The sequence below is a fragment of the Caulobacter sp. LARHSG274 genome (genome assembly GCF_052871235.1).
On record NZ_JBIXJO010000023.1, the window covers coordinates 1 to 23,502 of the forward strand.

Below are 23,502 nucleotides of genomic sequence, written 5' to 3' on the forward strand. Positions count from 1 at the left end.
AGACCACCATCCGCTTCAAGCCGCGCGATCAGTGGCGGCCGGGCATGACGCCCGACAAGCTGGTCGCCGAACTGGACGAGCGGGTGAAGGTCCCGGGCCTGACCAATGTCTGGGTGCCGCCGATCCGTAACCGCATCGACATGCTGGCCACCGGCATCAAGAGCCCGATCGGGGTCAAGATCTCCGGCGCCAACCTGGCCGAACTGGACAGCGTCGCCCGCGAGGTCGAGGCCGTGGCCAAGAACGTGCCGGGCGTCAGCTCGGCCCTGGCCGAACGGCTGACCGGCGGGCGCTATGTCGACGTGACCATCGACCGGGCCGCGGCCGCCCGGTTCGGGCTCAACATCGACGACGTCCAGTCGATCGTCTCCGGCGCGATCGGCGGCGAGACCATCGGCCAGACGGTCGAGGGCCTGGCCCGCTACCCGATCAGCGTCCGCTATCCGCGCGAACTGCGGGGCAGCCTCGAAGGCCTGCGGGCCCTGCCGATGCTGACGCCGGGCGGCGCCCAGATCACCCTGGGCACGGTCGCCGACGTGCGCATCGCCGACGGGCCGCCGATGCTCAAGAGCGAGAACGGCCGTCCCACGACCTGGGTCTATGTCGATGTCCGGGGACGCGACCTGGCCTCCGTGGTCGGAGACCTGCGCCAAGCCGTCGATCAGCGCGTGAAGCTCTCGCCCGGCGTCAGCCTCTCCTATTCGGGGCAGTTCGAATATCTGCAGCGGGCCGCCGACCGCCTGAAGGTCGTGGTGCCGGCCACCCTGACGATCATCTTCGTCCTGCTCTATGTGATCTTCCGCCGCTTCGACGAGGCGGGCCTGATCATGGCCACCCTGCCCTTCGCGCTGACCGGCGGCATCTGGACGCTCTATCTAGCTGGCTTCCACCAGTCGGTGGCCACCGGGGTCGGCTTCATCGCCCTGGCCGGGGTCTCGGCCGAGTTCGGGGTGGTGATGCTGATCTACCTCAAGCACGCCATGGAGGCCCTGGGGCCGGACCCGACATCCGTCCAGATCGTGGCGGCGGTGCGCGAAGGCGCCCTGCTGCGTGTGCGGCCCAAGGCCATGACCGTGGCGGTGATCCTGGCGGGCCTGGCCCCCATCCTCTGGGGCCATGGCGCCGGCTCCGAAGTGATGAGCCGCATCGCCGCCCCGATGATCGGCGGAATGCTCACCGCCCCTCTGCTGTCGATGTTCGTCGTCCCGGCCGGCTACCTGCTGCTGCGCCGCCGACGGACCCGAGTCTCCCTTTCCACTTCCCCTCAGGCCAAGGAGATTAGCTGATGAAGACCCTGTCCCTGACCCTCGCCGCCCTGCTGGCGACGACAAGCCTGGCCGCCTGCGGCCGCAAGACCGAGGCGCCCGCCGCGCCGGCCGCGCCCGCCCCAGCCGCCGCGCCCGCCCCGACGGCCGGCGGCGACATGGCCGGCATGGACATGGCGCCCGCCGACAAGATGGCCAAGGGCGTCGGCGTCGTGACGGCGATCGACAAGACCGCCGGCACGATCACCCTGGACCACGACGCCATCCCCGAGGCCGGCTGGCCGGCCATGACCATGGGCTTCAAGGCCGCGCCGGCCCTCCTGGACGGCGTGGCGGTCGGCGACAAGGTGGCCTTCGACCTGAAGCTTCATGACGGATCGGGCGAGGTCACGGCGATCGCCAAGCAATAGGGCGGCGCGGCGAGGCGCTCGATCCGCCGCTACAACTGCGACAATGCCCCGAGAACGACAGTTCATCTCCCGATGGGCTGTCGTGGCGAGGCCGCGCCATCAGCAGACATTGACCTCGTGCCGGAAAGCGGACGTCCAATCTGCAACACTACCACTACAGGTCGGCCTGGATTTAAAGCCTGGGATCGATCGGTTCGCTCTCCAACGCTAGGACGGCGAAGACGCACTCATGCACCCGGCGCAGCGGTTCGCGGGCGACGAAGCGCTTGAGGCCTTCGTGGCCGAGGGCGAACTCACGCAGAGCCAGATTGCGCTTACCGGCCAGACCGCGCTCGCGCAGGCGTTCGAGGTGCTCGGGCGCGTCATATTCCGGTCCGTAGATAATCCGCAGATACTCGCGGCCGCGCACCTTCAGGGCAGGCTGGATCAGGCCCTTCTTGCCACGCACCACAAAGTCGCGCGGCTTGACGACCATGCCCTCGCCGCCGCCGGCCGTGAGGGTTTCCCACCACAGGGCCGCGTCGGCGCAGGCGGCCTCGTCGGCGAGATGAACCTCGCGCCAGCGTGTCGGCGCGATCACCGCGTCGCCCGTCGCGCCGAGCCGGTCGGCCAAGCCCATGTGCCAGACGTGATCGCGGTTAAACCAGACCCTGCCCTCGCTGGCCAGCAGGTGGAACGGCGCGACCTTGAGGTCGTCGACGCCCGACACCGGCCAGACATAGGGCTCCCAGGCGTGGGCGTAGAGGTCGGCCCGGGCGCCGCGATCCTGGAAGCGGGCCAGCAGGTCTCCGACCGGCGCGCCTTGGGCCGCCGCCCGCGCCAGGGCGTCGGACGCTGCCGAGAGGCCAGCCTTGGCCGAGGCCGCGACCGGCGCGTACTGGGCGTCGATCAGCGCGCCGGCCTTGGCCGACCACGGCATGATCTCGGCGTCCAGCAACAGCCAGTCGGTGGACAGCTCATCCCACAGACCCGCCGCATCGACCGCGCCGCGCAGTCGGGCCAGCAGGCCTTCGGTCGTGGCGGGGTCGTTGAAGAACGCGCGGCCCGTGCGGGTCCAGATCGCGCCGGTCTCGCCGGCGGAAGCGTCGAACCGCGCCTGTGCGGCGGCAGGGTCGCGGCACAGGGCGATCACCGCCCGCGAGCCCATGTGCTTTTCCTGGCAGACCACGCTGGCGACGCCGCGCTCGCGATAGTGAGCGAACGCCTCTTCAGGCCGCTCCAGCCAGCCGACCTGAGCGCTGGTCTCGCTGGGCGACATAGTCGGCGGCAGATAGGCCAGCCACTTGGGAGCTAGGGCAAAGCGGCTCATGACTTCGATCGCGGCCGAAGCGTTCTCCTCGGCCACCACAACGCGACCCCGGAATTCGGTGTCGATCCAGCGACGACCGCTGACATCCTCCATGTCGAGCAGATCGTCGGCCAGGGCTTGGTTGGAGCGACCGCCATCGGCCGGGGCCAGCGGTCGCACGGGCTCGCACCACACCTGTTGGGCGGGTACTTCGACCAAGGTCTTTTCGGGCCAACGCAGGGCCGTCAGCTTGCCGCCGAACACGCAACCGGTGTCGATGCATAGCGTGTTGTTGACCCACTGCGCCTCGGGCATGGGCGTGTGGCCATAGATCACCGCCGTCTCGCCACGATAGGACGCGGCCCAGTCAGCGCGCACGGGCAGGCCGAACTCGTCGATCTCGCCGGTCGTTTCGCCATAGAGGGCGAACTCGCGCACCGCGCCGGAGCCCCGGCCGATCATCTCCGCCTTCAGTCCGGCATGGGCGACGGCAAGACGGCCGCCGTCCAGCCAGAGGTGGCTGCGCAGATCGTCGAGAAAGGCGGGCAGGGCCGCCTTGAAGCCGCGATCCACGCCGTCCAGCTGGTCGATGGTCTGCTGCAGGCCATGAGCGATCGTGACCTTGCGACCCCCCAGCCAGCGACCCAGCTTGCGCTCGTGGTTGCCTTGCACGCAGTAGCCCGTGCCGGCCGCCACCATGCTCATGGCGATCCGCAGCGCGTCAGGCGAGTTGGGGCCGCGATCGACCAAGTCGCCGAGGAAGATAGCCTTGCGGCCTCCCGGCGGGGTGATCGTCGCCGACCGTTCACCCAGGACCTCGCCCCAGGCCACTTGGTAGCCCAGGACGGTCAGCAGCTCTTCTAGCTCGGTCGCGCAGCCGTGCACGTCGCCGATGATGTCGAACGGCCCGTGGTCGTCGCGCTTGTCGGTCCATAGCGGCTTGCGCTCGACGGTGGCGGCGTCGATCTGGTCCGCGCTGGTTAGCTTCCAGACGTGGCGGAAGCCCTCGCGCTGCAGGCCGCCCTGGCCCTTACGGATCTCCGAGACCATGCGCTGGACGACGTTGGCGCCGAACGGGCGGTCGGGCCGCGCGCGGTTGCGCTCGACGCAGACATCGATGCCCGGATCGACGACCACGGCGATCGGCAGGGCGTGCCAGCGGCGCGCCAGCTCCACCCAGGCCCTGCGATCGGGCATGCGGACATTGGTGGCGTCGATCACCGTAAGCTTGCGGTGCTTCAGCCGCTTCTCAGCGATCGCCTTGACCAGATCGAAGGCGTCGGCGCTGACCGACTGGTCGGTCTCGTCATCGGATACCAGGGCGCGGCAATAGTCCGACGAGATCACCTCCGTCGGCGCGAAATGCTTGGCGGCGAAGGTCGACTTGCCGGAGCCCGAGGCGCCGATCAGCACGACCAGAGCGAAGTCGGGAATTTCGAGGGTGGTCATGCTTGGTCTCGGGTGAAGATCGCCATCTGGGTCGGGGCGCCCAGCGCCTCGTCCGTCTTGCCGATGCCGTCGAACACGGCGGTGTAGCCCCAGGCGGATTCAATCGCCGCCGCCCAGGCGCGGAACTGCTCGCGCGTCCACTCGAAGCGGTGATCAGGGTGGCGAAACGCGCCGGTCGCGAGGTTGGGGAACAGCGCGTTGTATTCGACGTTCGGCGTGGTCACGACTACCGTGGCCGGGCGCGCGGCGCCGAACACCACCTTCTCCAGGGCGGGCAGGCGATCCAAGTCTAGGTGCTCGATCACCTCCACCAAGGCGGCGGCGTCCACCTCTTCCCAGCGCCGGTCACGATAGGTGACCGAGCCGTGCAGCAGGGTGACGCGACCTTCGGGCGGTCCGCCGACCATATGCAGTTTCAGCCGCTTGGCCGCCCATTCCAGATCGCGGGCTGCGGCGTCGACGCCGATCAGCCGCTCGACCCAGCGCTCCTTGAGCAGCCGAGCGAGCAGCTTACCCTCGCCGCAGCCCAGGTCGGCGATCGCCTTGGCGCCGCTGGCGCGCAGGGCGTCGACCACTGAGACCATCCGCTCGTCGTTCAGGCGTAGCGGCGCCTCCAGCGCATCTTCGGGCGCGGGTTTGCGAGCGGCGGGCTCGACAGCCTCGTCGCGAGTCTCGGGCGCCAGACGCTCCAGTGCATCGCGCGCCAGGGCTCGGCGGTGGATTAGGTAGCGTTGGACGATCAGGTCGCGAGAGGGATGGCCCTCCAGCCAGCCTTCGCCACGCTTCATCAGCTTGGTGATCTCGTCTTCTCCGACCCAGTAGTGCTTGTCGTCGTCCAGCACCGGGATCAGCACATAGAGGTGGTTGAGCAGGTCGCGCAGCCGCGCGGTCCCGGTAAGTCGAAGCGTGACGTAACGAGACGTGTCGGAGTCGACGCCGGGGACGGGATCGATGCCCACGGTCCAGCCCAGGGGCTCGAACAGCGTCCGAACGAGCTCGGCTCCGCCGCCGCGAGCCGGCAGCGGCGTGACGAGGACTTCCAGCGGGATCGCTTGCTCGGCCAGTTCCGGCCGCTCGCGCGAGGTTCCGGCCATGGCGGTACGCAGAGCCCGTGCCATGGCGACCGACAGGAAGGACGATGCGGCATAGGGGCGGTCGTTGACGTACTGATCGAGCAGGCCGTCGGCGCGGCCCTTGCCGCGCACCAACGCCACCGGGTCGATATCCAGCAGCAGCGCCGCCTCGCAGCGCGCCTCGGACACTTCCGGATAGAAGACGTGCGCCTTGCCGAACGGAAGCTCGGTCTCGTGGGCGCGACCGGGGTGCTTATGCAACAAAAAGCCCAGGTCGGTCGCCGGCTGATGTGTGGTCGCGATGGACAGGTACATGGAAAGCTTTCGCGAAGAGCACGCGGGGGCGGACCGTCAGGCGTCGCCGGAAAGATCGTCGGCCGGGCTAAGTTCGTCGAACTCGCCCGGACGACGACCGGTCAGTTTGTAGATCACCAGCCAGGCCTCGACGGCGGCGGCGACCGGACCGGGCACCGGCAATCCCGCGAACCAGCGAGACACCGATGACCGGTCCACACCCAGGGCCTCGGAGAGCCGGGACATCCAGCCCCGTTCTCCGAAGAGGGTGATCGCCGCCTGCCGAAGGACCTCCGGGGTCATCCTATCGGGCCTCGCTCATGAGCCGTTCGTGCTCACGCATAAAGCCCAGGACCGCCTCGGAGAAGCCGTCGATGTGAGTCCAGCGGCCTTCATAGCCGACGCCGTTCCGGGCGCTGGCGACATTGACCATGTAGGCCTTGGCCGCCTTCGGATCCGGGACCGCGTCCTGCGACTGCTCGTCGGTGACGACGATCAGCCGGTCATGGGCCAGGGTGTTGACGTGGGTCACCGCCTTACCCAGCAACGTGCCGTTGCTGGGCTGCGACCGGATCACCGCGTCCACCCCTGCCATGCCCCGACGGGCCGGAACCTCCACCACCTTATTGGAGAAGGAGAAAACCCGCACGTCGCCCGGCACGATCGAGGCCAGAGTGGCGGCCGCGTCCATCCGGGTCAGGTCCGACCTCGCCGACAGTCGCACGGCCATCGAGGGGGACACGTCCACCAGGATGATCGTCCGCCCTTCGAACACGGGGCCTTCCAGCACCGTCTCGGCCAGGGCCTGATCGAGCCAGGGTTCGAACCGGGGCGCCGCCCGAGCCGCCGCCACGTAGCGGAAGGGCAGAACCCGTTCCGCGCCGCGCCGCGCCAGGATGGCGTCCTTGACCAGGGCTTCATCGACGCCGGCCTGATCCATGTTCCGGAGGTTCCGGAGCAGGGCGAGGTAGCCGAGCTTGCGCTCGGCCAGCAGGCGCTCGAAGCTGACCTTCTTGTCGGCACCGCCCGAGAGGGCGACCTCCCAGGTGTCCGGCGACGGCAGGGACCGCTCGGCCACCTGCTTCCACAGGGCGGCCTGGGCTTCGTCCCCGGGCTTGGCGTGAACCAGGAACAGGACGTCGCGCAGCTTCACCGGCCCATCGCGGTCGTACTTGGCCAGCTGGTAGGCGTCGAACTTGCCGAAGGCGGTCGCGAGACCCTTCTTCATCTGCTTGCTGAGCGGCTTGCGGCCGTGGCGCCAGTAGAGGCTCAGGAACTCGCTCAGCTCGTCGGCCCGCTGGATGACCCGCGCGATGGTCTCCGAGACCAGCGGCGTGCCCGAGCCGGTGCGCGCCAGGGCGCACAGCAGCATCAGCGGCGCGTGACGCAGGTTGAAGCGCTCGCGCGCCTCGATCGCCAGGTCGGCGACGACCTGCGGTGCGACCTCGGCGGCCAGGGCGGCGATGCGGTCGGCGATCGCCAGGCCGTCCTCGTAGAACTCGTCCTCCCAGAGGAGGCACGAGAGCACGGAACGGCGCAGCGACTGCTCCGCGTTGAGCTTGATGGCCGGGGCGCCCTCGAAGGTGACGTCGGGGCGCTTGGCGAAGATGTTGAAGCGCATGGCGCGCCTCCTTCCTGACGTCGTGTTGCGGGGCCGATCGGAGCGGGACGAGACGTCCAGATCCCCGATCGCCAGGCGGCGTCGGGGCTTAGGGTTTCAAACCCTCTGGGCGGTATGGCTTCATCATCGAAGTCAGGATCTCGTCATCGCCAAATCGGATCTCCGGCTCGCGGGCGCCGTCAGCGCATCGCGTGTCGAAGACCGGGGTTCTCTAGTCCAGCTTGTTGCGCAATGCAACAAGCTGGACTGAAAAAATTGTCGGCGGGGAATGAGCGGATCGGGAGGGCGCTTCCGCCGGACGTGTCAGCGTCCAGACCCAGTTGAGCTTGCGCTCCGGCCGCCCTTTGTGCTGGAGACGAAGGACCCGATACCTGTCGCCGCCGCCGACGACCCACCAGGGAAAAATCGCATTCCGGACTGCCTCCTCGCGGAGACAACGGCGCCTGGCTTTCGCCTGCATACCGTCACCCGAAGAACCCGAAATGCTGCGCCACTGGCGGCCTTTGGAAACCCGATGGGGAAAATCGGAAGCGGAAGGTGCTCTACCAGACTGAGCTACATGCGACTTGCGCCACACGGGAGGATTCGAACCCCCGACCACCTCGTTATGAGCGATGAACCCGCTCCCTGCGCCACCATCGGCCCCGACGCCGAAGCGCCGGGAGCGGTCGTATAGCGACGGTCGTTGCGCTGCGCAACAAGAAAAGCGACGGCGGGGAATGTTCGGAAGCGGACATGCTCAAAGCTCTATCCACCTGAGCTACAGCGAACTCTCGTCCACTGGCGGGATTCGAACCCGCGACCGTTGAGTCCGAAGAAACCGCTTCCTGCGCCACCGCCGTCGAGCTCCAATACGCCGCCACGTTGCAGAATGCAACAAGTCGAGGGTGCCCATTTGCGCCAGGAACGGACCTTGATGCGTCTCCAGATTCCGGACCTTCAGCGGCGGCGAGGTCCGACCCAAAGCGCAAATAGATCGGTCGCCCTCACCCCGACGAAGCCGGTCTCTTGAATTTGACCTTAGAATGCAATAGTGAGCGTCACAGCCAAGCCCGGCGTGTTTCTGAAACTGGAAAGGAGAACATCATGCGAGCGACTTCAGCCCGTCAAGAAAATCTCCTCATAATCCAGACTCTTCAGGAACAGATTGCATGGGCAATTCGCTGTCGGGCGATGTCACTCGCCTGACCCCTTTCGGCCGGGTGAAAACACCTCGCCGTATCATCAAATATCCGCTGTTCAACCAGGCGTCGTCGGCTTCCGTTTCTCGGGAGGGCGATCATGCGCGCTGACATGTTCAAAGTCGTCGTCGAGCGACCACGATGGGGCGCTGGTCATGCGCCATCACCGAAACTGAAAAGGACACCTGATCCGAATATCCAATACATTGGCCTGAAACGTCACGCGTACATCGCGGCGCCCTATTCAAAATCACTCAACGAAAACCTCGCACCTCTCGTGCGATTTTTGCGAAGCCGGAGAGGGCGGCCGTGGGACAGCGTGTTCAGCGAGATCTGCGCCACCCTCGACACCGGCAGCACGATCAAGATGCATGTGCGCGAGCACATCGAGGACTATGTCCTCACGCGCATCTCGGTCGGTCGGCGCGGCGAGTGGATGTTCGAGGGCGAGGTGCTCGGGCGCGAGGACCGATGGCGTCGCCGACGGGCGTTCTTCGTCGATCCGCGTGATGGGATCCTCAAGGACATCAGAGGCCTCGCCCAATGCCTGCCCGCAGCCAATTGCGGCGGGAAAGGCGGTGCGCTGTGAACCTTTCTCCTAAAATCACGCTGGTCTCGGCGGACCCCTCCCGCCTGGATCCGGCCGCCATCGACCAACTCGAGGCGTCGACCCGATATGAGGGGATCGAGCGCGTCGTTGGCTTGCCCGACCTGCATGTCGGCGCCGGGATCGCGGTGGGCGCCGCATTCTGGTCGCCGGATCGGATCTGGCCACATCTCGTGGGCGGCGACATCGGTTGCGGCATGGGCCTGTGGGAACTGAGCAGCCCCTTGCGCAAGTTCAGACTGGGGTCCGTGGAGCGCAAGCTCCACGGCCTCGACGAGCCCTGGTCGGGCGACACCCTGGCCGCCGTGGCGGGTTTTGGTCTGCCATCGCATTTGGCCGGCCCGGCGCTGGGCACGATCGGCGGCGGCAACCACTTCGTGGAATTCCAGCGGATCGAAGAGGTCGTCGACGGCGAACGTTTCGAAACACTGGGCCTGCAGGCGGATCGTGTGTGGATGATGGTTCACAGCGGATCGCGGGGATTGGGACAGGCTGTTCTTCAGGCGCACAAGACAGAGCCCGTCAGCGCCGGGATGCTCGCGGCCAGCCCTGCGGGGCAAGCCTATCTTGCCGAGCATGATCAGGCTCAGGCCTGGGCCGTGCTGAACCGGCGGATCATCGCGCAACGCTTCCGCGACGCCATCGGCGCCGAGGGACGGCCTGTGCTCGACATCTGCCACAACTGCGTGACGCCCCACCTTGGCGGATGGCTGCACCGCAAGGGCGCAGCCCCGGCCGATCGCGGGCTGGTCGCCATCCCGGGATCGCGCGGCGATTTCAGCTACTTGGTCGAACCGATCGCCGACGGCGCTGACCGGGCCCTTAGCTCGCTCGCCCACGGCGCTGGGCGCAAGTGGAGCCGCTCGGACGCGCACGCAAGGCTGTCCGCGCGTTTCCGCATCGCCGATCTTCAACGGACGGCGCTCGGCAGCCATGTCGTCTGCGAGGATCGCCGGTTGATCTATGAGGAAGCGCCCCAGGCCTACAAGGACATTCAGCGGGTCGTGGCGGACCTTGAGCACGCTGGCCTGGTGCGCGTCATCGCGCGGCTGCGCCCCCTGCTCAGCTACAAGACAAGGGCGGCGTCATGAGTGAGATAATCTTGCACCTGACGTCCGGACAGGGACCGCAGGAATGTCGGTGGGTTGTCGCTCAACTAGCGGCCGCCTACGCCCGCGAAGCGGAAGCCTATGGCGTCGTCTGCGAGATCCTGGAGAGCGGTGAGGATTACCCCTCATCGCTGCTGATGCGTGTCGGCGGCGACCAGGCGCCGGAATTCGTCGCAGGGCGGATCGGCACGGTCCTGTGGATCGGCGACAGTCCGTTTCGGCCTGGCCATAACCGCAGAAACTGGTTCGTGGGCGTCGCCCTTGCGCCGGAGCCCGACCTTGTCCCTGACTTGAAGGCCGAGGACATCGACTACCAGACCCTGCGCGCCAGCGGTCCGGGCGGCCAGCATGTCAACAAAACCGATAGCGCCGTGCGCGCCACCCACCGCCCGACCGGTCTGGTCGCCACCGCGCAAGAGCAGCGCTCGCAGCACGCCAACCGCAAGTTGGCGCGGTTGAAACTCGCCATGATGATCGAAGAACAGCGGGGCGCGTCACGCGACAAGGCCCGCCGATCGCAATGGAGCCTCAACCAGCAACTTGAGCGCGGCAATCCTGTCAGAACATACAAGGGGGTCCGCTTCACGCCGAAATCGGCGACCTGAACCCAAACGGGCTGGGCGGAATCCTGCGAATTTCGTCCAGCCCTCCTTCCAATCGGAGCAGCTTCCGATCCTGGGCCCGACGCCTTCGGCCGCTCACCACCCCGAAGCGAAGTTCGGAAAGTCCGCTGCCCGGACGCCTTGCCGATGTCTCGATCCTGGCCAGATGCCAATGGCGGCACGCGACCCTGGGAGGACCCTTGAGCTGCTGTCGGCCAAGGTATCAGTACAGCGCCTTATCGTCCTCCAGGTAACGAGTAACGAACTCGGTGAAGCTGTCTGCTACGAACCGATTTCGATCAGACACCAAGAAGATGCGGCCGAAGTCCGGCCCCTCTCCACAGCAGATGCCCCATGCCGTGCACCATATGAGCGTGTCGGCGAAAAGCAGCGCTTTCATGGGCGCCAGCGCCAAGCTTGGCTCCGCTTCGCCGCATTCCTCGATCAACGACCGAATGCGTTCGAGCCCCCACCACGCGTTCCCAAACCCATCCATGTCCCCGCCATCATCGAAGGTTGAACAGGCGTGAATGAGGTAGTCGCGGAAATCATCGGGCAGGCGAACACCATAGTGCGCCGCCAGCGAAGCGACCTCAGCCGTTCCGTGCGTGACAACCCGGTTGTAGGCATACTCCGGCCCTGCCCAGAGAGCGATCAGCCTCTCGTGGGGCGCTCGCGGTTTTACGGGACTGGGTCTGAGGGGCTTACCGTCAATGAATGGCTTCGTCGGCCGGGAATGTATATGGCCGTATCCGGAGAAATAGCCGTGCTGAGCAGCCGGCGCGACCTCGACATTGATCTCTCCGCTCCATTCCTTTTGTCGCTGCGAAAGATAGACGGATTGACCATCAAACTCGTGGCCAGGTTCGTGGATCACGCCGGCCCAGACGTGGCTGATCGCGGGATCAAGCCGCACGCTAAATGGCCCGGGGATCGGCGGCTCATGGCCAAAGTCACGCGACCGCCACAACCTGCTCGGAGCTACGAGGATGACCTGTTGGGGTTCCATGGCCCAAGCTAGGCCGCGTCCGATCTCAGGGCAACGAGGACATCATGGCACGTCTCGAAACCCCTCTGGGCGGTGGAGCACGTCCGCTTCAGCGACGGGGGCGCGCCAGATGCGGACATTGGCATCGCTCCAGGAACACGACCTTTGGATCGGTGCCCTCCGGGCGGGAGCGCCACGGCTTTGCGTCAGATCACCGACATCGCCGCCTGCCCGAAGAGCGGTCCTTCGCCTGCAGTGCCGAACCGGCCCATCGCTCTAACGACCCGGGCTCGCCCAGACCAAGGCTTCACGCCCCGTCGCCTCGGTGAATGACTTGAACGACACCATGATCAGGCAGGCGGCAGGCTCAGCACGAAAGCTCCAGCGAACCCGGCGATAGTTCAGCGGTCCGGCCACTTTTCGAACCGCGGCGCTTCAATGGACAAGAACGATACAAGTCGACGACGCCTGGGCGCCAGCGTCAGCTTTGGCCAATATCCGACGGAACGCGGGTTCTCTTAGGAAACATTTAGGATCGCTTAGGAGCCATTTAGGAACTCCAGCGCCCACCCTGAGATAGACCTCGTCGCCCCGAAACCCGGCGGCGTTCGTCGCCAAGGAAACTGCAATGCGACCCACCTCCTTCGCGGCGGCGGCCGTTCTGGCCCTCGCCGCCGTCCACCCTGCCCTGGCCGGCAATAGCGGCCTGCTGGGCGCAATCAAGCGAGAGGCGACCAAGGCCGCCGGCTCGAATTCCGGCCTGCCCGCTGGGGACGTCCAAAACGCTCTGTCGGTGTTCAGGGCCGTTCGGACCGCGGCCGCGGCGGTCCGGCCGCCCTCTCCGAAGGCGGAAGAGACCCCAGGTCCCGCCGCGGCGACCACGTTCGACGCGCCCGATGCGATCGCCGACGAGCCCACCGCCGCCGGCTTCGCCGAACCGGCGCCCGTCAACTATTCGTCGCGGGAGATTCACCGACCGCAGGACCTGCGCTTCTCCGAGACCATGTCCGCGCGCAAAAAAGCCCTTGAGCAGTTTGGAAAATCGCCGTGCGACGCCTGCGAAGGCGGCTACCAATACGACACCTCGGTCCGCCATCTGGTTGCGGGCTGGACGCGACAGGACGGGGCCTTCGAACAGAAGGTGGGCGCCATGCACGTCGGCGAAAGCTTCAACTGGCGAGGCGCGACCACCTCGGGCCTGTTCCGCGTCGAGAGCGAGGCGCCGATCGGGCCTTTTCCCTGCAAACAGGTCCGCTACGTCCTGACCAGGGGCAAGCAGAGCGCCGATCGCCTCGGCCTGTTCTGCTTTGGCAAGCGGGAGTACAGCACCCTGGATGAATGGATCGAGGTGTTCTGAGGCGATCAGTCGACCGCCACCACCTCGAGCTGCGGCGCGCCCTGCATCTCCAGCCGGATCCGTCCTCGCTCCGGTCGGACCAGGCGGATCGGCGCCCCTCGCTCGTCGAGTCGACGCCGCAACAGGATCAGTCGGGTCTCGAGGTTGTCCTTGAGGTCGGGCAGGCGGAGGCTGGCGTCGAGACGGATCTCGCGATTGGTGAACTCCGTCCGGCCGCCGGTCTCGAACGCCCGCAGGAAATAGAACAACAATCGTCCCGGCACGCCCTTGATCACATAGGCGTCGTCGATGAACAGGCTGTCGTCCACCGTAAAATAGCGCACCCGGAACGGTGCGGCGCCGGTTCCGGTGGGTGGGACCGGGACCGGGGGCGCGGCTCGCGCCGCCTGAGCCTCCAACTCGGCCAAGCGCAGGCTTGCGGCCAATTGCGCGCCCAGCAGGGCCAGAGCTTCCTCATCCTGGTGGGTGAAGGCGAACTTCTGGTCGGATTCCACAAAGATCACCCCGCGGAGTCGGCCATGGCTGACCATGGGCGTGGCCAATTGGCTCTGCGGGTCGGAGAGGCCCGGCAGGGGGATGATGCGCGCGGCGTCCAGTTCGGCGCTGGATTTGGCCGCCTCCGCCAGGCGATCGCCTCGGCTCATGTCGCTCAGCCGCACCGGCCGCAGTCTCGCCGCCGCGGCGCCGATCACCCCCTCGCCCAACGTCACTTGCGAACCCGCTCCGCCGCTGGCGTAGCCCCGGCTGGCCAGGGTCGAGAGGCGTTCGCCCCCAGCGTCAGGAGTCAGGATCATCGAATGGGCGAATCCCAGATCGCGCGCCAGCCCGTCGAGTATTCCGTCGATCATCGCTTCAGGGTCGTTCTGAGCGGCCACGGCCGAGGCCAAGCGCGCCGCTGCGGCCAAGCGCGCGCCGCCCGGCGCTCTGGCGGTCGGCGGCGCCGCTGCGGCCGGACAGGCCACCGCGCGACAATCGAGAACGCGATAGAGATCGGCGCTACGCAGTTTCATCACGGTGTCTGCGCCATGCTGAGTGCTGATCGCACGCAGCTGGGCCGCCATCTGCTCGAACACCTCGCCTTCGTTCGTGGATCCTTCGAAGGTCAGTTCCAGAAGGTATTGCTCCCCGGTGCGCCCGCTCACCGTCAACACCGTGGCCCTGCCGTTGACGCGGATGTTGGCGGCCGTCTTGGTGAAGAACTGGTTCGACAGGGCGACGTGGTCGTCATCCACGTAGTGCACTTGAGACAGGTAGCTGACATTGGGCATGCCCTGCGCGTCGAGGGTGGCGATCACCGACGGGATCACGCCCTCGAAACAGTCGCGAATGGTACCCAGCGCGATCATCATGAGGCGGCGGCCAGCGCGGCGCCGGCCCCCGGACCAGGGGTCTGGTTGAAGGCAGCCGAGGGCCGGAAGCGCAAGCGCATCAGATCCTCAAGGTTGAGGAACCGAGCGATCTGGACAGGATGCACGCCCAGACGCTGCAGGATATCGACGATGTCGTTCATGTAGTCGTCGGCGCGGCTCCGGTCGACCGCATCGGCCTCGACGATCTGCCGCACTATCCCCTTGAGTTGATAGGTCCGATAATCCTGGGCCCGGCAGAAGGTCGCGGTCACCGAGGCCCCAACCGCCAGACCGCCGATCGCTTCGGGCCACTGGCGCCGGGAGATCAAGATGTCCACATCGACGCCGTCATCGATCGTTCGAGCGGCGACCGCCCGGGCGATCGCCGCCCCGCCCTCGGCGGCGCGAACACCCACCATGATCATCACCGGCGAGGTGATGAACGCCTGCAGCTCGTCATCAATCACGCCCACGCCACGCCCCCGTTGCTAGGATTCTTTTAGGAAACAACCCTGCGGCTTAGCAACCATTTAGGATGAGCCGGCGGCGGCCGGCCCCTAGACAGCGTCCCACATCACCGCCCCAAACGCCCGGGTGGTCCAAATACGGGGACGTACATGTCAAACACCGCCTTCCTTACCGTCGCCGGCGCCAAGCGCTGGGATCTCTATGGTCCGATTCACAAGGGCCTGCGCCTGGCCCACAGCCAGATGTTGATCCGCTTGGGTCAAGCCGACTTCACGCACGACCAATCCGCCCTGATGGCCGACCTCAGGACTCACTTGGCGCTCGGCGCCAAGCACCTGGCGCACGAAGACCGGCACATCCATCCGGCCCTCGAACGGCGCGCCCCTGGCGCCGCCGTGGCTCTGGAGGCACAGCATGGCCATCATCGGCGACGGTTCGCCGAACTGGAGCGGAGCATGGCGAAGTTCGAAGGGGCTTCGATCCCCGAGCGCGCGGCGCGCGGCCGCGCGCTCTACATCAGCTTCGTCGCGCTGGTTGCCGAAGATTTCGAGCATATGGCGGAGGAAGAGACTGTGGTCTGGCCACAGCTCTGCGCGCTTTTTGACGACGCCGAACTCGCTCAAATCGAGATGGACATCATCGCCGCCTTGGCCCCGGACGAGGTCATCGCCTTCATGCGGATGATGATCCCGGCCATGGCTCCGGCCGAACGGGCGAGTCTGCTTGGCGGCCTGAAGGCCAACGCACCGGCCGAGGCCTTCGCGGCGGTCATCGAGCGCGCGGCGCGTCCCACCCTTTCGACCGCGGACTTCGACGTCCTCGAACGGCTCGGCCTCGCCGCCTGACCGGCCGTCGCCTTCTCGATCCAAGACCCTGGAGACTTCCCATGCGCCACCTCGCGCCGGCGCTGTGCGCCCTGATGCTCGCCGCAGCCCCGGCTGCGGCCCTGGCCAATAAGACCCAGCCGCCCGCGACCGAGCCGGCAGGACCGGTGAAGGGGCAGTTCGTTTCAGCCGGCGATGGCGGCGAGGTGCGTTTTGACGGCGTGTCACGGTCGACCACGACCTATGGGCGCGGGCCCGTGAACACCTTCCTGGTGCAGATCTCAATCCGTAACAGACAGGATCGTCCGGCCCTGGCGGCCAACATCGCCTACGCCTTCGTCGTCATGCCGGACCGCCTCGGGGGCCTTGGCTATTACAATCTCACCCGTCTCCGACAGGAGAGTCTCGACTACACGATCCCGGCCCACACGGTTGAACAGGTGCAGTTCGAGGTCGACGACGACGACAGATTCCAGGCGGTGGAGGTGCGGGCGAGCGGCAGCGGTCCTGCGGTCCTGCGCTGGACTCGCAACAACCTGGCGCTCAACGCCATCAGCAGCGGGGATCTCAAGGAGATAGCCAAGTTCGCTGGCGCCTACAGAACCAGCCTTGGCGGCGTGGTCGGCGTGACCTGGAGCGGAACCCGGTTCGTCGGCGTGACCCAGGCGCGCGGGCCCCGCGGCGGCGAGAGTTTCGAACTCGTTCCGACCAACTTCGGCGAGCAGACGGGCGACTGGCGCGTGAAGTCCAAAACAGGCGAGGTGCTGGAAACCCATCGAGCCAAAACTTCGCTGAGCTTCTTTACCCCAAGGGGAATAAACGCCGACTTCGCCGACGACGCTCCGACCTGGCTCGCCTGCCGGATCCAGGCCGGGGTCAGCGACGGGGATTTCCATTACGGGAACGGCCCCTACTGGATCGCTCTTGAGCAACAGGCGCGTCGCGGAGCCGGACTGGAGGTCATTCTCAAAGTCCAGCGTTTCGGCTTCGCCAATCCTCTTAGCGCCCCCTTCGACGTCTATTTGGAGGGCCAGAAGCTGCCGGGAGTGAAGACGGCCTTACAGCCCGATAGTGACGTCGGGCCCTGCCAGGTCGGCCGGGTCAAGGTCGTCTTTTCAGACGTCCACGCCGCCAAGTCCCTGATCGTGGCCACCGGCGGTCTGCAGGTGGCGACTTGGGCGCTTCCGCCGGCCGACCAAACGCCGACCCCGGGTCCCGCTCCGACGCCGCCCCCTTCGCCCGGGCCGGCTCCCGCGCCCTCTCCTGCTCCCTTTCCCGCGCCCCAGAGCCAGGGCGACGTCCCTGTCGGCGCCGGGACGTTCCAGACCTATGGGATCTGGGCTTTCAAGGTGGACGAGCTTGGTCGCGGTCCCGACGGCCAGTGGCAGGCGGTGGTGACGGTGCGCAACGCCGCGAACTCGCGGTTCGGCATGGTCGCGTCCGAGATTAAGGTCTTTCTGATCAACGCCGACGGGCAGTCGCTCGTTAACTGGGGCGACCTCTATAAGGCCTCTGTCATTGGACCGGCCTCCGCCCTTGAGAAGCTTTCCGGCGTCCAGTGGATGGAACCTGGCGACCAGATCCGGCTGCGGCTGCGTTGGGACGGGTCGCGCACCTTTAAGCCGACGCGCTTGCGTCTACAGAGCACTGGCGCTTCGGCGACGAGCAGAACCTTCGATCTGCGTTGACGGTGGACGTCAAACGACGACCCGGCTCTGAGCCTCCGCCGGCGCGAGGTCATGCATGCAGAACCGCCTACCGCACGCTGACGCGAGCCGGATCTCGTCGGGTGCGCAAGGATTCGCGGCGGCCTGAAAGCCAGAAGCGAAAAACCGCTGTGCGCCAGGAGCCGACCTTGGAACTGCTCCAGATTCCAGACATTCGGTCGCCGGCATCGAAGGCGACATCCGACCCCGTAGCCCAGGCTCCATCACTCGCGACCGATGCGCTGGACCTTTCTTGCGCCATCGCCACCGCGTCAGCGGAGGGTCCTCATCCCCGATCAATTTCGCGGTAGGCGGCGACTAGGCGCTCCTCGCCGGGACGTCCGGCCAGGGAATTGCCATGCTCCATGCCAATCACGCCCTCATAGCGCCGGGACTTCAGCCACCGGACGATCGAGGTGTAGTTGATTTCGCCGGTGGTCGGCTCCTTGCGGCCTGGATTGTCGCCGAACTGCACATAGGCGACCTCGCTCCAGCAGGCCTCCAGCGTCGGGATCAGATTCCCGAACTGAATTTGCGCATGGTAGAGGTCGGCGAGAACCTTCACGGCCGGGCTGTTTAAGGCGCGGGCGATCGCGAAACCCTGCAGAATCGTCTGCATGTAGACGTTGGGATGGTCGATGCGGGTGTTCAGCGGCTCCATCACCATGACCAGGCCCTGTGGAACCACGATGTCGTTCGCTCGACGCATCACGTCGATGACGCGCGCCGTTTGGATATCCAGCGGCGTCTTCGGATCCAAGAACCCGGTGACGACCGTCATGCACTTGGCGTTCAGCCGCTTGGCCACGTCGACGGACGCACGGATGTCGGCCAGGAACGCGTCCCGCTCCGCGTCATCGGGGCCGCCGAGCACGGGCCGGAACTGAGCCCACTTGGGCATGCTGGCGACGAAGACCCCCATCGTCATGCCGCGTTGCTTGAGCGCCCGCGCCATTCGCTCCTGTTCTTCCACAGGACGGTCCCGCGCCTGGTTGTCCTCCCAGGCGGTGAACCCCTGGTCCGCCGCAAAAGCGATCTGCTCGATCAGTCCGCCGCGGCTGGCGAAGCTGCCCTCATGGGGTGCGAAGGCGAGCGAAAAGCGCGCCGCGTTCGACCTGCCGCCCTGGGCGGCAGCCAGTCCCGGCGTCAGGGAGGCGGCGGCGCCCGCCGCAAGCACGGTCCGACGACGAATGATCATTTCCGGCTCCCTAGCTGGGCGACGATCGCGCCGACAAAAGCCATCACACGCCACCCGCTGATCAACAATAGACGCCCAGAGGCTTGGCACTTCAGATCGCCAGCGGGAGCGACATGCGCCAATAGCCGACCCTCGCACCCCATCAAAAACACGACATTCAATCCCCCCTACGCCACTCGATCTAGGCGCCGCGCAGCGGTCAAGCTAGACCGACAGCTAAGGGTAGCTCGGGGGCGATCGTGATCGTTGGGATTGATTTGGGCACCACCAACAGTGCGGTTGGTGTGTGGCGTGACGGCAAGGTCGAGCTCGTTCCCAATAGCCTTGGCGTCAATCTGACGCCGTCCGCTGTCGGTCTTGACGACGACGGCTCGCTGCTCGTCGGGATGGCGGCGCGTGAGCGCCAGTCGACCCATCCAAAACTGACCGCGACGACGTTCAAGCGCTACATGGGAACGCCGCGCAGCACACGCCTTGGCGATCGCGACTACCGTCCCGAAGATCTTTCCGCGCTGGTTCTCGCCAGATTGAAGGCCGACGCTGAAGTCCATCTCGGATGCGCCGTCACCGAGGCGGTCATCACCGTTCCAGCCTACTTCAACGACAAGCAGCGCAAGGCCACGCGCCGGGCGGGGGAATTGGCCGGCCTGAAGGTCGAGCGCCTCCTCAATGAACCCACCGCCGCCGCCCTCGCCTACGGCATTCACGAGCTGGATAACGAGACGCGCTTCCTCGTTTTCGACCTCGGCGGCGGCACCTTCGACGTCTCGGTCCTGGAGATCTTCGAAGGCGTGATCGAGGTGCGTTCGTCGACTGGCGACAACCGGCTGGGCGGCGAGGACTTCAACGAACTGCTGATCGAGCAGATGACCTCACGCTTCGCCAAGGAATGGGGAGCGGACGCGCGTGCGCCTGCGTTACGCGAACGCCTGCGGGTGGCGGCCGAAAGAACACGGCGGGCGCTCACCGAACGTTCCGAGGTCGTCATGGAGACGCTTTGGAAAGACCGAGCGTGGACCCTGGACATCACAGCCGCCGACTTTGAGAGCAAGGCCGCCGGTCTGTTGACGCGGCTGCGCGAACCGGTCTTGCGCGCCCTGCGCGACGGCGAGGTTCGTGCCGATGGTCTCAAGGAGATCATCATGGTCGGCGGAGCGACGCGGATGCCCGTCGTCCGTCGCGCCGTTACCAAGATGTTCGGCCGCTTCCCCGCGACCACCGTCCATCCGGACGAGGCCGTCGTCGTCGGGGCGGCGATCCAGGCAGGGCTCAAGGCGCGTGACGCGGCCTTGAAGGAGGTGGTTCTGACCGACGTATGCCCGTATTCGCTAGGCGTCGACGTCGTCGAGACCGGTCCGGGCGGAGCGATGCGGCATGGAATTTTCGCGCCGGTCATCGAGCGCAATACGGTCGTTCCGGCCAGCCGATCCAAGGCCTTCTCCACCGTCCAGACCGGCCAGAAGTTCGTCGCTTTCGGTATCTATCAAGGCGAGGCGCGCCTGGTGTCCGAAAACGTCAAGCTGGGCCAGGTCGAAATCCCTGTGCCCCCGCGCCGCGCCGGCGAGATCGCTGTCGAATGTCGCTTTACCTACGACGTCAACGGCCTGATCGAGATCGACGTCCACGTGCCCGAAACCAACGAGCGGCGCCAGTTGGTGATCGTCGACGAAGACGACCGGGGCGGCGGTGACCTTGAGAAGCGTCGCGCCGCCCTCGCCGCCCTGAAGATCTCCCCGCGGGAACTCGATGCGAACCGCGCCGAACTGGCGCGAGCCAGCCGTTGCTACGAAAGCTTCTTGGGCGAGCGTCGCGCGAAGGTGGGCGATCTCATCGCTCGTTTCGAGACCGCACTGGACGTCCAGGATCCTCGCCAGATCGACCAAGCTCGAAAGGAATTGGCGGACGCGCTCGACACGCTCGAAGGCGAGAGCTGGCTATGAGCGACATCTGGGCCGTTCTCGGCGTATCTCCTGTCCGTGATCGCGACGCCATTCGCCGCGCCTACGCCCGCCGCCTGAAGGTCACCAGCCCCGAGGACGACGCCGAAGCGTTCGCCACCCTTCGCGCCGCCTATGAGGAGGCGCTTGCTTCCCTCGATTGGGATTGGGCCTGGGCGGACGATCTCCCAAGCAGTTCAGAGCGCGTTCCCGCCGAGGCGGCGGTGGCCGCGACCCGGCTGCATCCCGATTTTGGCGATACTATCGTCGCGATCCCCGGACCGGCATCCGAAGACGCGCGGGGCGACGCTTTCGGCGTTTCCTCCGCGAATGCGGCGCTGTTCCTACAGCTGGAAACCTTGCTTCGGGAGGAACCGCCACCACCGCCCGCCGCGGTGGAGGCGGCCTTCGATGCGTTGTTGATCTCACCCGCCTTCCAGGAGGTCGCCACCCAGGTGGAGGTCGAGAGGCGGGTTCTTGAGCTGATCATTGATGAGATACCGCGTTCGGACCCGCTCGTCCGGCCGGCCATGAAGGCTTTTGCATGGACCCGGAGCGGCGTCATCAGCCGACGGGACAATCTGGTCGACGCCGTGCTCGATCGGGATTCCGACATCGGCTTCCGCAGGGGCCTGACCTCTCCTGGCGTTCAACTTCACGGCGCCTACAAGGCCCTGACTTCGCCCATGGGAAGTACGACCCGCTGGCAGGCACGCCTGTCGCCGACCCTGGAACTCGATGTGCGAGCGCTCTTTCGCGAGATCGATACGCGCCGGGCCACGCTTGTCGCCGACCTGAACCCCGACACCTATCAATGGTGGCGCGCGCGTCTCGCCAGTCCCGGCCTGCCAGCCTGGACGATCTGGCTGGTGGCGGGCCTTCCGTTGCTGATCGCGCTTGGCAATGGACTTGCCCAGGAAAGCGGCTTTGCCGCGCTTGGAGCGTGGGTTGGAACCCAGGCCGCCGCGATTGCGCTCGCCGCATACTACGTGTTCGGCTACGCCCGTCCTCGGGCCTGGTGGCAGGAGACGTGGGCCTGGCGGTCGCCGCTGGCCCTTCGTGGCGGATGGGCGCCGGCGGCGTGGGGACTCCTGCTGATCGCGCCGGTCTTGCCGCGCTCCCCTTGGAGCTTGGGCTTGGTCGGCGCCGCCGCGGCGGTCATTCTCACCTGGTGCCTCATCACCGGCGAGCCCGATCGCCGCACGGGCACGCTTCCCTGGCCGCTACGGTTGCTGATCGTCGAAATCTTCGTGATCATCTGGTGGGTGACGCTGGGCTTCGACTCGGCGATCGACATGTCCAACGAGGTTCGGCTCGCCGTCGTCACGGCCGTTCTCGTGTCCGTGCTGGGCTCGGGCTCCTTCATCCAGATCTGGTACGGCGAACTTAGCGACGGCGGACGACAGGCCGCGTTCGTCGGACTGCTGGTCGTCTTCGCTGCTGGCGTGATGTTCCTGTTGCAAGACCGCAAGGGCGCCGAGGGTGGATTACCGTTAGCCACCGCCAGCTGGATCACCGTGCTGGTCATGGCTCTGCGTCCAGCGGCGACGGCCTTGGAAAGCGCAAGCCTTCGCGTCCGCTTCTATCTGATCTGGCCTGCTGTGATCGGGGGTCGGCAATTTCTCGACCACATCACAGAGATCAGCCAGAGCCTGCTGATTGGCGGGCTTTGGATGTTGGTCGGTGCGGCCATCACCCTGATCCTCATATTGCGCGATATCTGGCCAGCACGTGCCGCCAATCGGTAACTGCTCAAGGAGCCGAGATGGTCGTCAACCTCCGGCCGGGTCGCGCCACGAGCTGCCGTTGCTTCAGCTCCAGGAACTGGACGTTCCCGCCGTCGGCTTGCGGAACGAGATCGACCCGTTGCTGCCGGTGTTCGCGCGACCTTCGTTCGCCTGAAACTGTGGGTCCGTGTAAGCCCGAAGCTGAGATCGATCATCGACAGCCATTTGTCGACAAATCGGGCATACTGCCGCGCTCAAGGGGCCGCGCTCCTCAGCCCAGAGTCGCCGCTCTCGCCGACATGAGCACCTCCGCCATCGCCTTCTTTGCACCAGGCGACGCGTCGTTGGCGCAAGCGGCGCAGACGGCGCCGGTCTTTGGATCGGCCAGGACTTCGCCATATCACATGGTGTTCGAGCCATTGTGCCAGAGGCTGCCGTCCTTGCGGACGACCCAGCCCAGCGCATAGGAATCGCTGAAAGCTGGCGTGTGCAGCTTGGTCCAGGTTTCCGGCTTCAGAAAACGAGCGGGACGGTCGCGGTGGGCCCTAAGATAGGTGAGCATGTCCGCTAGCGGCATGTGAACGCGTCCCGCGGGACCTATAGCCACGGGGTTGTCGCTGCCTGGCAGGCCGGGCGGATCCGGGATCAGCTTGCCGGCCGTCATGGTGTTCCCAAAAGGCTGGTCGATCCGAGCCGCCGAACCCGGCGGCCCTTGTCCCGCGTGCTAGGACACCTCGGTCTCGTTTGCGCCTTCGCGAAATTCGTCCGGCCCGGCAAGCGCGGCTTTCGGTCCTTGCACGTAGCTGGCTCGCGGAACCTTGGAGGCGGTCCCAAGGCACTAGGCCAGCGCCAAGCTTGCGAACGTCTCTTCGTGTTCTCAGCTTAACGAAGCAGCGTCTTCGTTAATCCGTTAAAAGGCCGAGCGTATTCGTTGACGAACGGTGTTCCCCCATTCATCGTCAGCTCCACTTCAAGGCGGCTACTCGGCAATCGTTCAACCGCGCTGTTGTGGAACTCGAGGGGCGATGACACGGTGGGGAACGGGCCTG

Annotated in this window: 20 protein-coding genes; 11 read left to right on the forward strand and 9 right to left on the reverse strand. The window is 66.3% G+C overall.

All coding sequences use genetic code 11. The annotated features are described in order from the left end of the window. Both ACIPQB_RS23365 and ACIPQB_RS23370 read left to right on the forward strand, forming a co-directional pair. Positions 1 to 1,286, forward strand: a 1,286-nt coding sequence (locus ACIPQB_RS23365) for an efflux RND transporter permease subunit (protein WP_446487645.1), incomplete at its 5' end; no start/stop codon positions are given. Then, complete coding sequence (locus ACIPQB_RS23370) at positions 1,286 to 1,675, forward strand: copper-binding protein (RefSeq protein WP_310079215.1); 390 nt, start codon at positions 1,286 to 1,288, stop codon at positions 1,673 to 1,675. The genes ACIPQB_RS23365 and ACIPQB_RS23370, both read left to right, overlap by 1 nt. Before the next feature lie 172 nt (positions 1,676 to 1,847). On the opposite strand, the gene ACIPQB_RS23375 is transcribed toward ACIPQB_RS23370, so the two are convergent. Genes ACIPQB_RS23375 through ACIPQB_RS23390 form a run of 4 tightly spaced genes read right to left on the reverse strand, consistent with a single transcriptional unit; the run spans position 1,848 to position 7,400 of the window. Beyond that, positions 1,848 to 4,412 carry a polynucleotide kinase-phosphatase gene (locus tag ACIPQB_RS23375; protein WP_446487646.1) on the reverse strand — a complete coding sequence of 855 codons (2,565 nt, stop codon included), beginning with the start codon at positions 4,410 to 4,412 and terminating at the stop codon, positions 1,848 to 1,850. Next, positions 4,409 to 5,800: a 3' terminal RNA ribose 2'-O-methyltransferase Hen1 gene (locus tag ACIPQB_RS23380; RefSeq protein ID WP_446487647.1), complete on the reverse strand. Its 1,392-nt coding sequence runs from the start codon at positions 5,798 to 5,800 to the stop codon at positions 4,409 to 4,411. Before ACIPQB_RS23380 ends, ACIPQB_RS23375 begins: the two co-directional genes overlap by 4 nt. Positions 5,801 to 5,836: 36 nt before the next feature. Continuing rightward, positions 5,837 to 6,082 carry a hypothetical protein gene (locus tag ACIPQB_RS23385; protein ID WP_446487648.1) on the reverse strand — a complete coding sequence of 82 codons (246 nt, stop codon included), beginning with the start codon at positions 6,080 to 6,082 and terminating at the stop codon, positions 5,837 to 5,839. Between the two features lies 1 nt (position 6,083). After that, positions 6,084 to 7,400 (reverse strand): TROVE domain-containing protein, encoded by a 1,317-nt coding sequence (locus ACIPQB_RS23390; RefSeq protein WP_446487649.1) that lies wholly within the window; start codon positions 7,398 to 7,400, stop codon positions 6,084 to 6,086. Between the two features lie 1,151 nt (positions 7,401 to 8,551). Here ACIPQB_RS23390 and ACIPQB_RS23395 point away from each other — a divergent pair. From ACIPQB_RS23395 to prfH, 4 genes are read left to right on the forward strand one after another with little or no spacing between them, the layout of a single operon-like run. Next, positions 8,552 to 8,692, forward strand: coding sequence for a hypothetical protein (locus ACIPQB_RS23395; protein WP_446487650.1), 141 nt, complete (start codon positions 8,552 to 8,554; stop codon positions 8,690 to 8,692). Then, positions 8,682 to 9,170: a hypothetical protein gene (locus ACIPQB_RS23400; protein WP_057185006.1), complete on the forward strand. Its 489-nt coding sequence runs from the start codon at positions 8,682 to 8,684 to the stop codon at positions 9,168 to 9,170. The genes ACIPQB_RS23395 and ACIPQB_RS23400 overlap by 11 nt, the downstream gene beginning before the upstream one ends. Beyond that, positions 9,167 to 10,279 carry an RNA ligase RtcB family protein gene (locus ACIPQB_RS23405; protein ID WP_446487651.1) on the forward strand — a complete coding sequence of 371 codons (1,113 nt, stop codon included), beginning with the start codon at positions 9,167 to 9,169 and terminating at the stop codon, positions 10,277 to 10,279. The genes ACIPQB_RS23400 and ACIPQB_RS23405 overlap by 4 nt, the downstream gene beginning before the upstream one ends. An 11-nt stretch (positions 10,280 to 10,290) precedes the next feature. Then, positions 10,291 to 10,902 carry a peptide chain release factor H gene (gene prfH / locus ACIPQB_RS23410; protein WP_446487652.1) on the forward strand — a complete coding sequence of 204 codons (612 nt, stop codon included), beginning with the start codon at positions 10,291 to 10,293 and terminating at the stop codon, positions 10,900 to 10,902. A gap of 220 nt (positions 10,903 to 11,122) precedes the next feature. Here the strand turns inward: prfH and ACIPQB_RS23415 are convergent, their stop codons facing one another. Next, positions 11,123 to 11,815, reverse strand: a complete 693-nt coding sequence (locus ACIPQB_RS23415) for an SMI1/KNR4 family protein (RefSeq protein ID WP_446487653.1) — start codon at positions 11,813 to 11,815, stop codon at positions 11,123 to 11,125. A gap of 700 nt (positions 11,816 to 12,515) precedes the next feature. On the opposite strand from ACIPQB_RS23415, the gene ACIPQB_RS23420 reads away from it, so the two are divergent. Further along, on the forward strand, positions 12,516 to 13,244 hold the full coding sequence (locus ACIPQB_RS23420; protein ID WP_446487654.1) for a hypothetical protein: 729 nt from the start codon (positions 12,516 to 12,518) through the stop codon (positions 13,242 to 13,244). Between the two features lie 5 nt (positions 13,245 to 13,249). Here the strand turns inward: ACIPQB_RS23420 and ACIPQB_RS23425 are convergent, their stop codons facing one another. Continuing rightward, a complete protein-coding gene (locus tag ACIPQB_RS23425) occupies positions 13,250 to 14,590 on the reverse strand; it encodes a GAF domain-containing protein (RefSeq protein WP_446487655.1) in 1,341 nt (446 codons plus the stop codon). Then, entirely contained in the window at positions 14,590 to 15,066 is a 477-nt protein-coding gene (locus tag ACIPQB_RS23430; RefSeq protein WP_446487656.1) for a hypothetical protein, read from the reverse strand. Before ACIPQB_RS23430 ends, ACIPQB_RS23425 begins: the two co-directional genes overlap by 1 nt. A gap of 144 nt (positions 15,067 to 15,210) precedes the next feature. Between ACIPQB_RS23430 and ACIPQB_RS23435 the strand changes: the two genes are divergently transcribed. Beyond that, a complete protein-coding gene (locus ACIPQB_RS23435) occupies positions 15,211 to 15,906 on the forward strand; it encodes a hypothetical protein (protein ID WP_446487657.1) in 696 nt (231 codons plus the stop codon). Between the two features lie 41 nt (positions 15,907 to 15,947). After that, positions 15,948 to 17,573: a hypothetical protein gene (locus tag ACIPQB_RS23440; protein WP_446487658.1), complete on the forward strand. Its 1,626-nt coding sequence runs from the start codon at positions 15,948 to 15,950 to the stop codon at positions 17,571 to 17,573. Between the two features lie 304 nt (positions 17,574 to 17,877). On the opposite strand, the gene ACIPQB_RS23445 is transcribed toward ACIPQB_RS23440, so the two are convergent. Continuing rightward, a complete protein-coding gene (locus ACIPQB_RS23445) occupies positions 17,878 to 18,789 on the reverse strand; it encodes a hydroxypyruvate isomerase family protein (protein WP_446487659.1) in 912 nt (303 codons plus the stop codon). A 239-nt stretch (positions 18,790 to 19,028) separates the two neighbouring features. Here ACIPQB_RS23445 and ACIPQB_RS23450 point away from each other — a divergent pair, with 239 nt between their 5' ends. Continuing rightward, positions 19,029 to 20,729, forward strand: a complete 1,701-nt coding sequence (locus ACIPQB_RS23450) for an Hsp70 family protein (RefSeq protein WP_446487660.1) — start codon at positions 19,029 to 19,031, stop codon at positions 20,727 to 20,729. After that, positions 20,726 to 22,474: a hypothetical protein gene (locus ACIPQB_RS23455; protein WP_446487661.1), complete on the forward strand. Its 1,749-nt coding sequence runs from the start codon at positions 20,726 to 20,728 to the stop codon at positions 22,472 to 22,474. Before ACIPQB_RS23450 ends, ACIPQB_RS23455 begins: the two co-directional genes overlap by 4 nt. A gap of 379 nt (positions 22,475 to 22,853) precedes the next feature. On the opposite strand, the gene ACIPQB_RS23460 is transcribed toward ACIPQB_RS23455, so the two are convergent. After that, positions 22,854 to 23,030, reverse strand: coding sequence for a hypothetical protein (locus tag ACIPQB_RS23460; protein ID WP_446487662.1), 177 nt, complete (start codon positions 23,028 to 23,030; stop codon positions 22,854 to 22,856). Positions 23,031 to 23,502 lie beyond the last annotated feature (472 nt).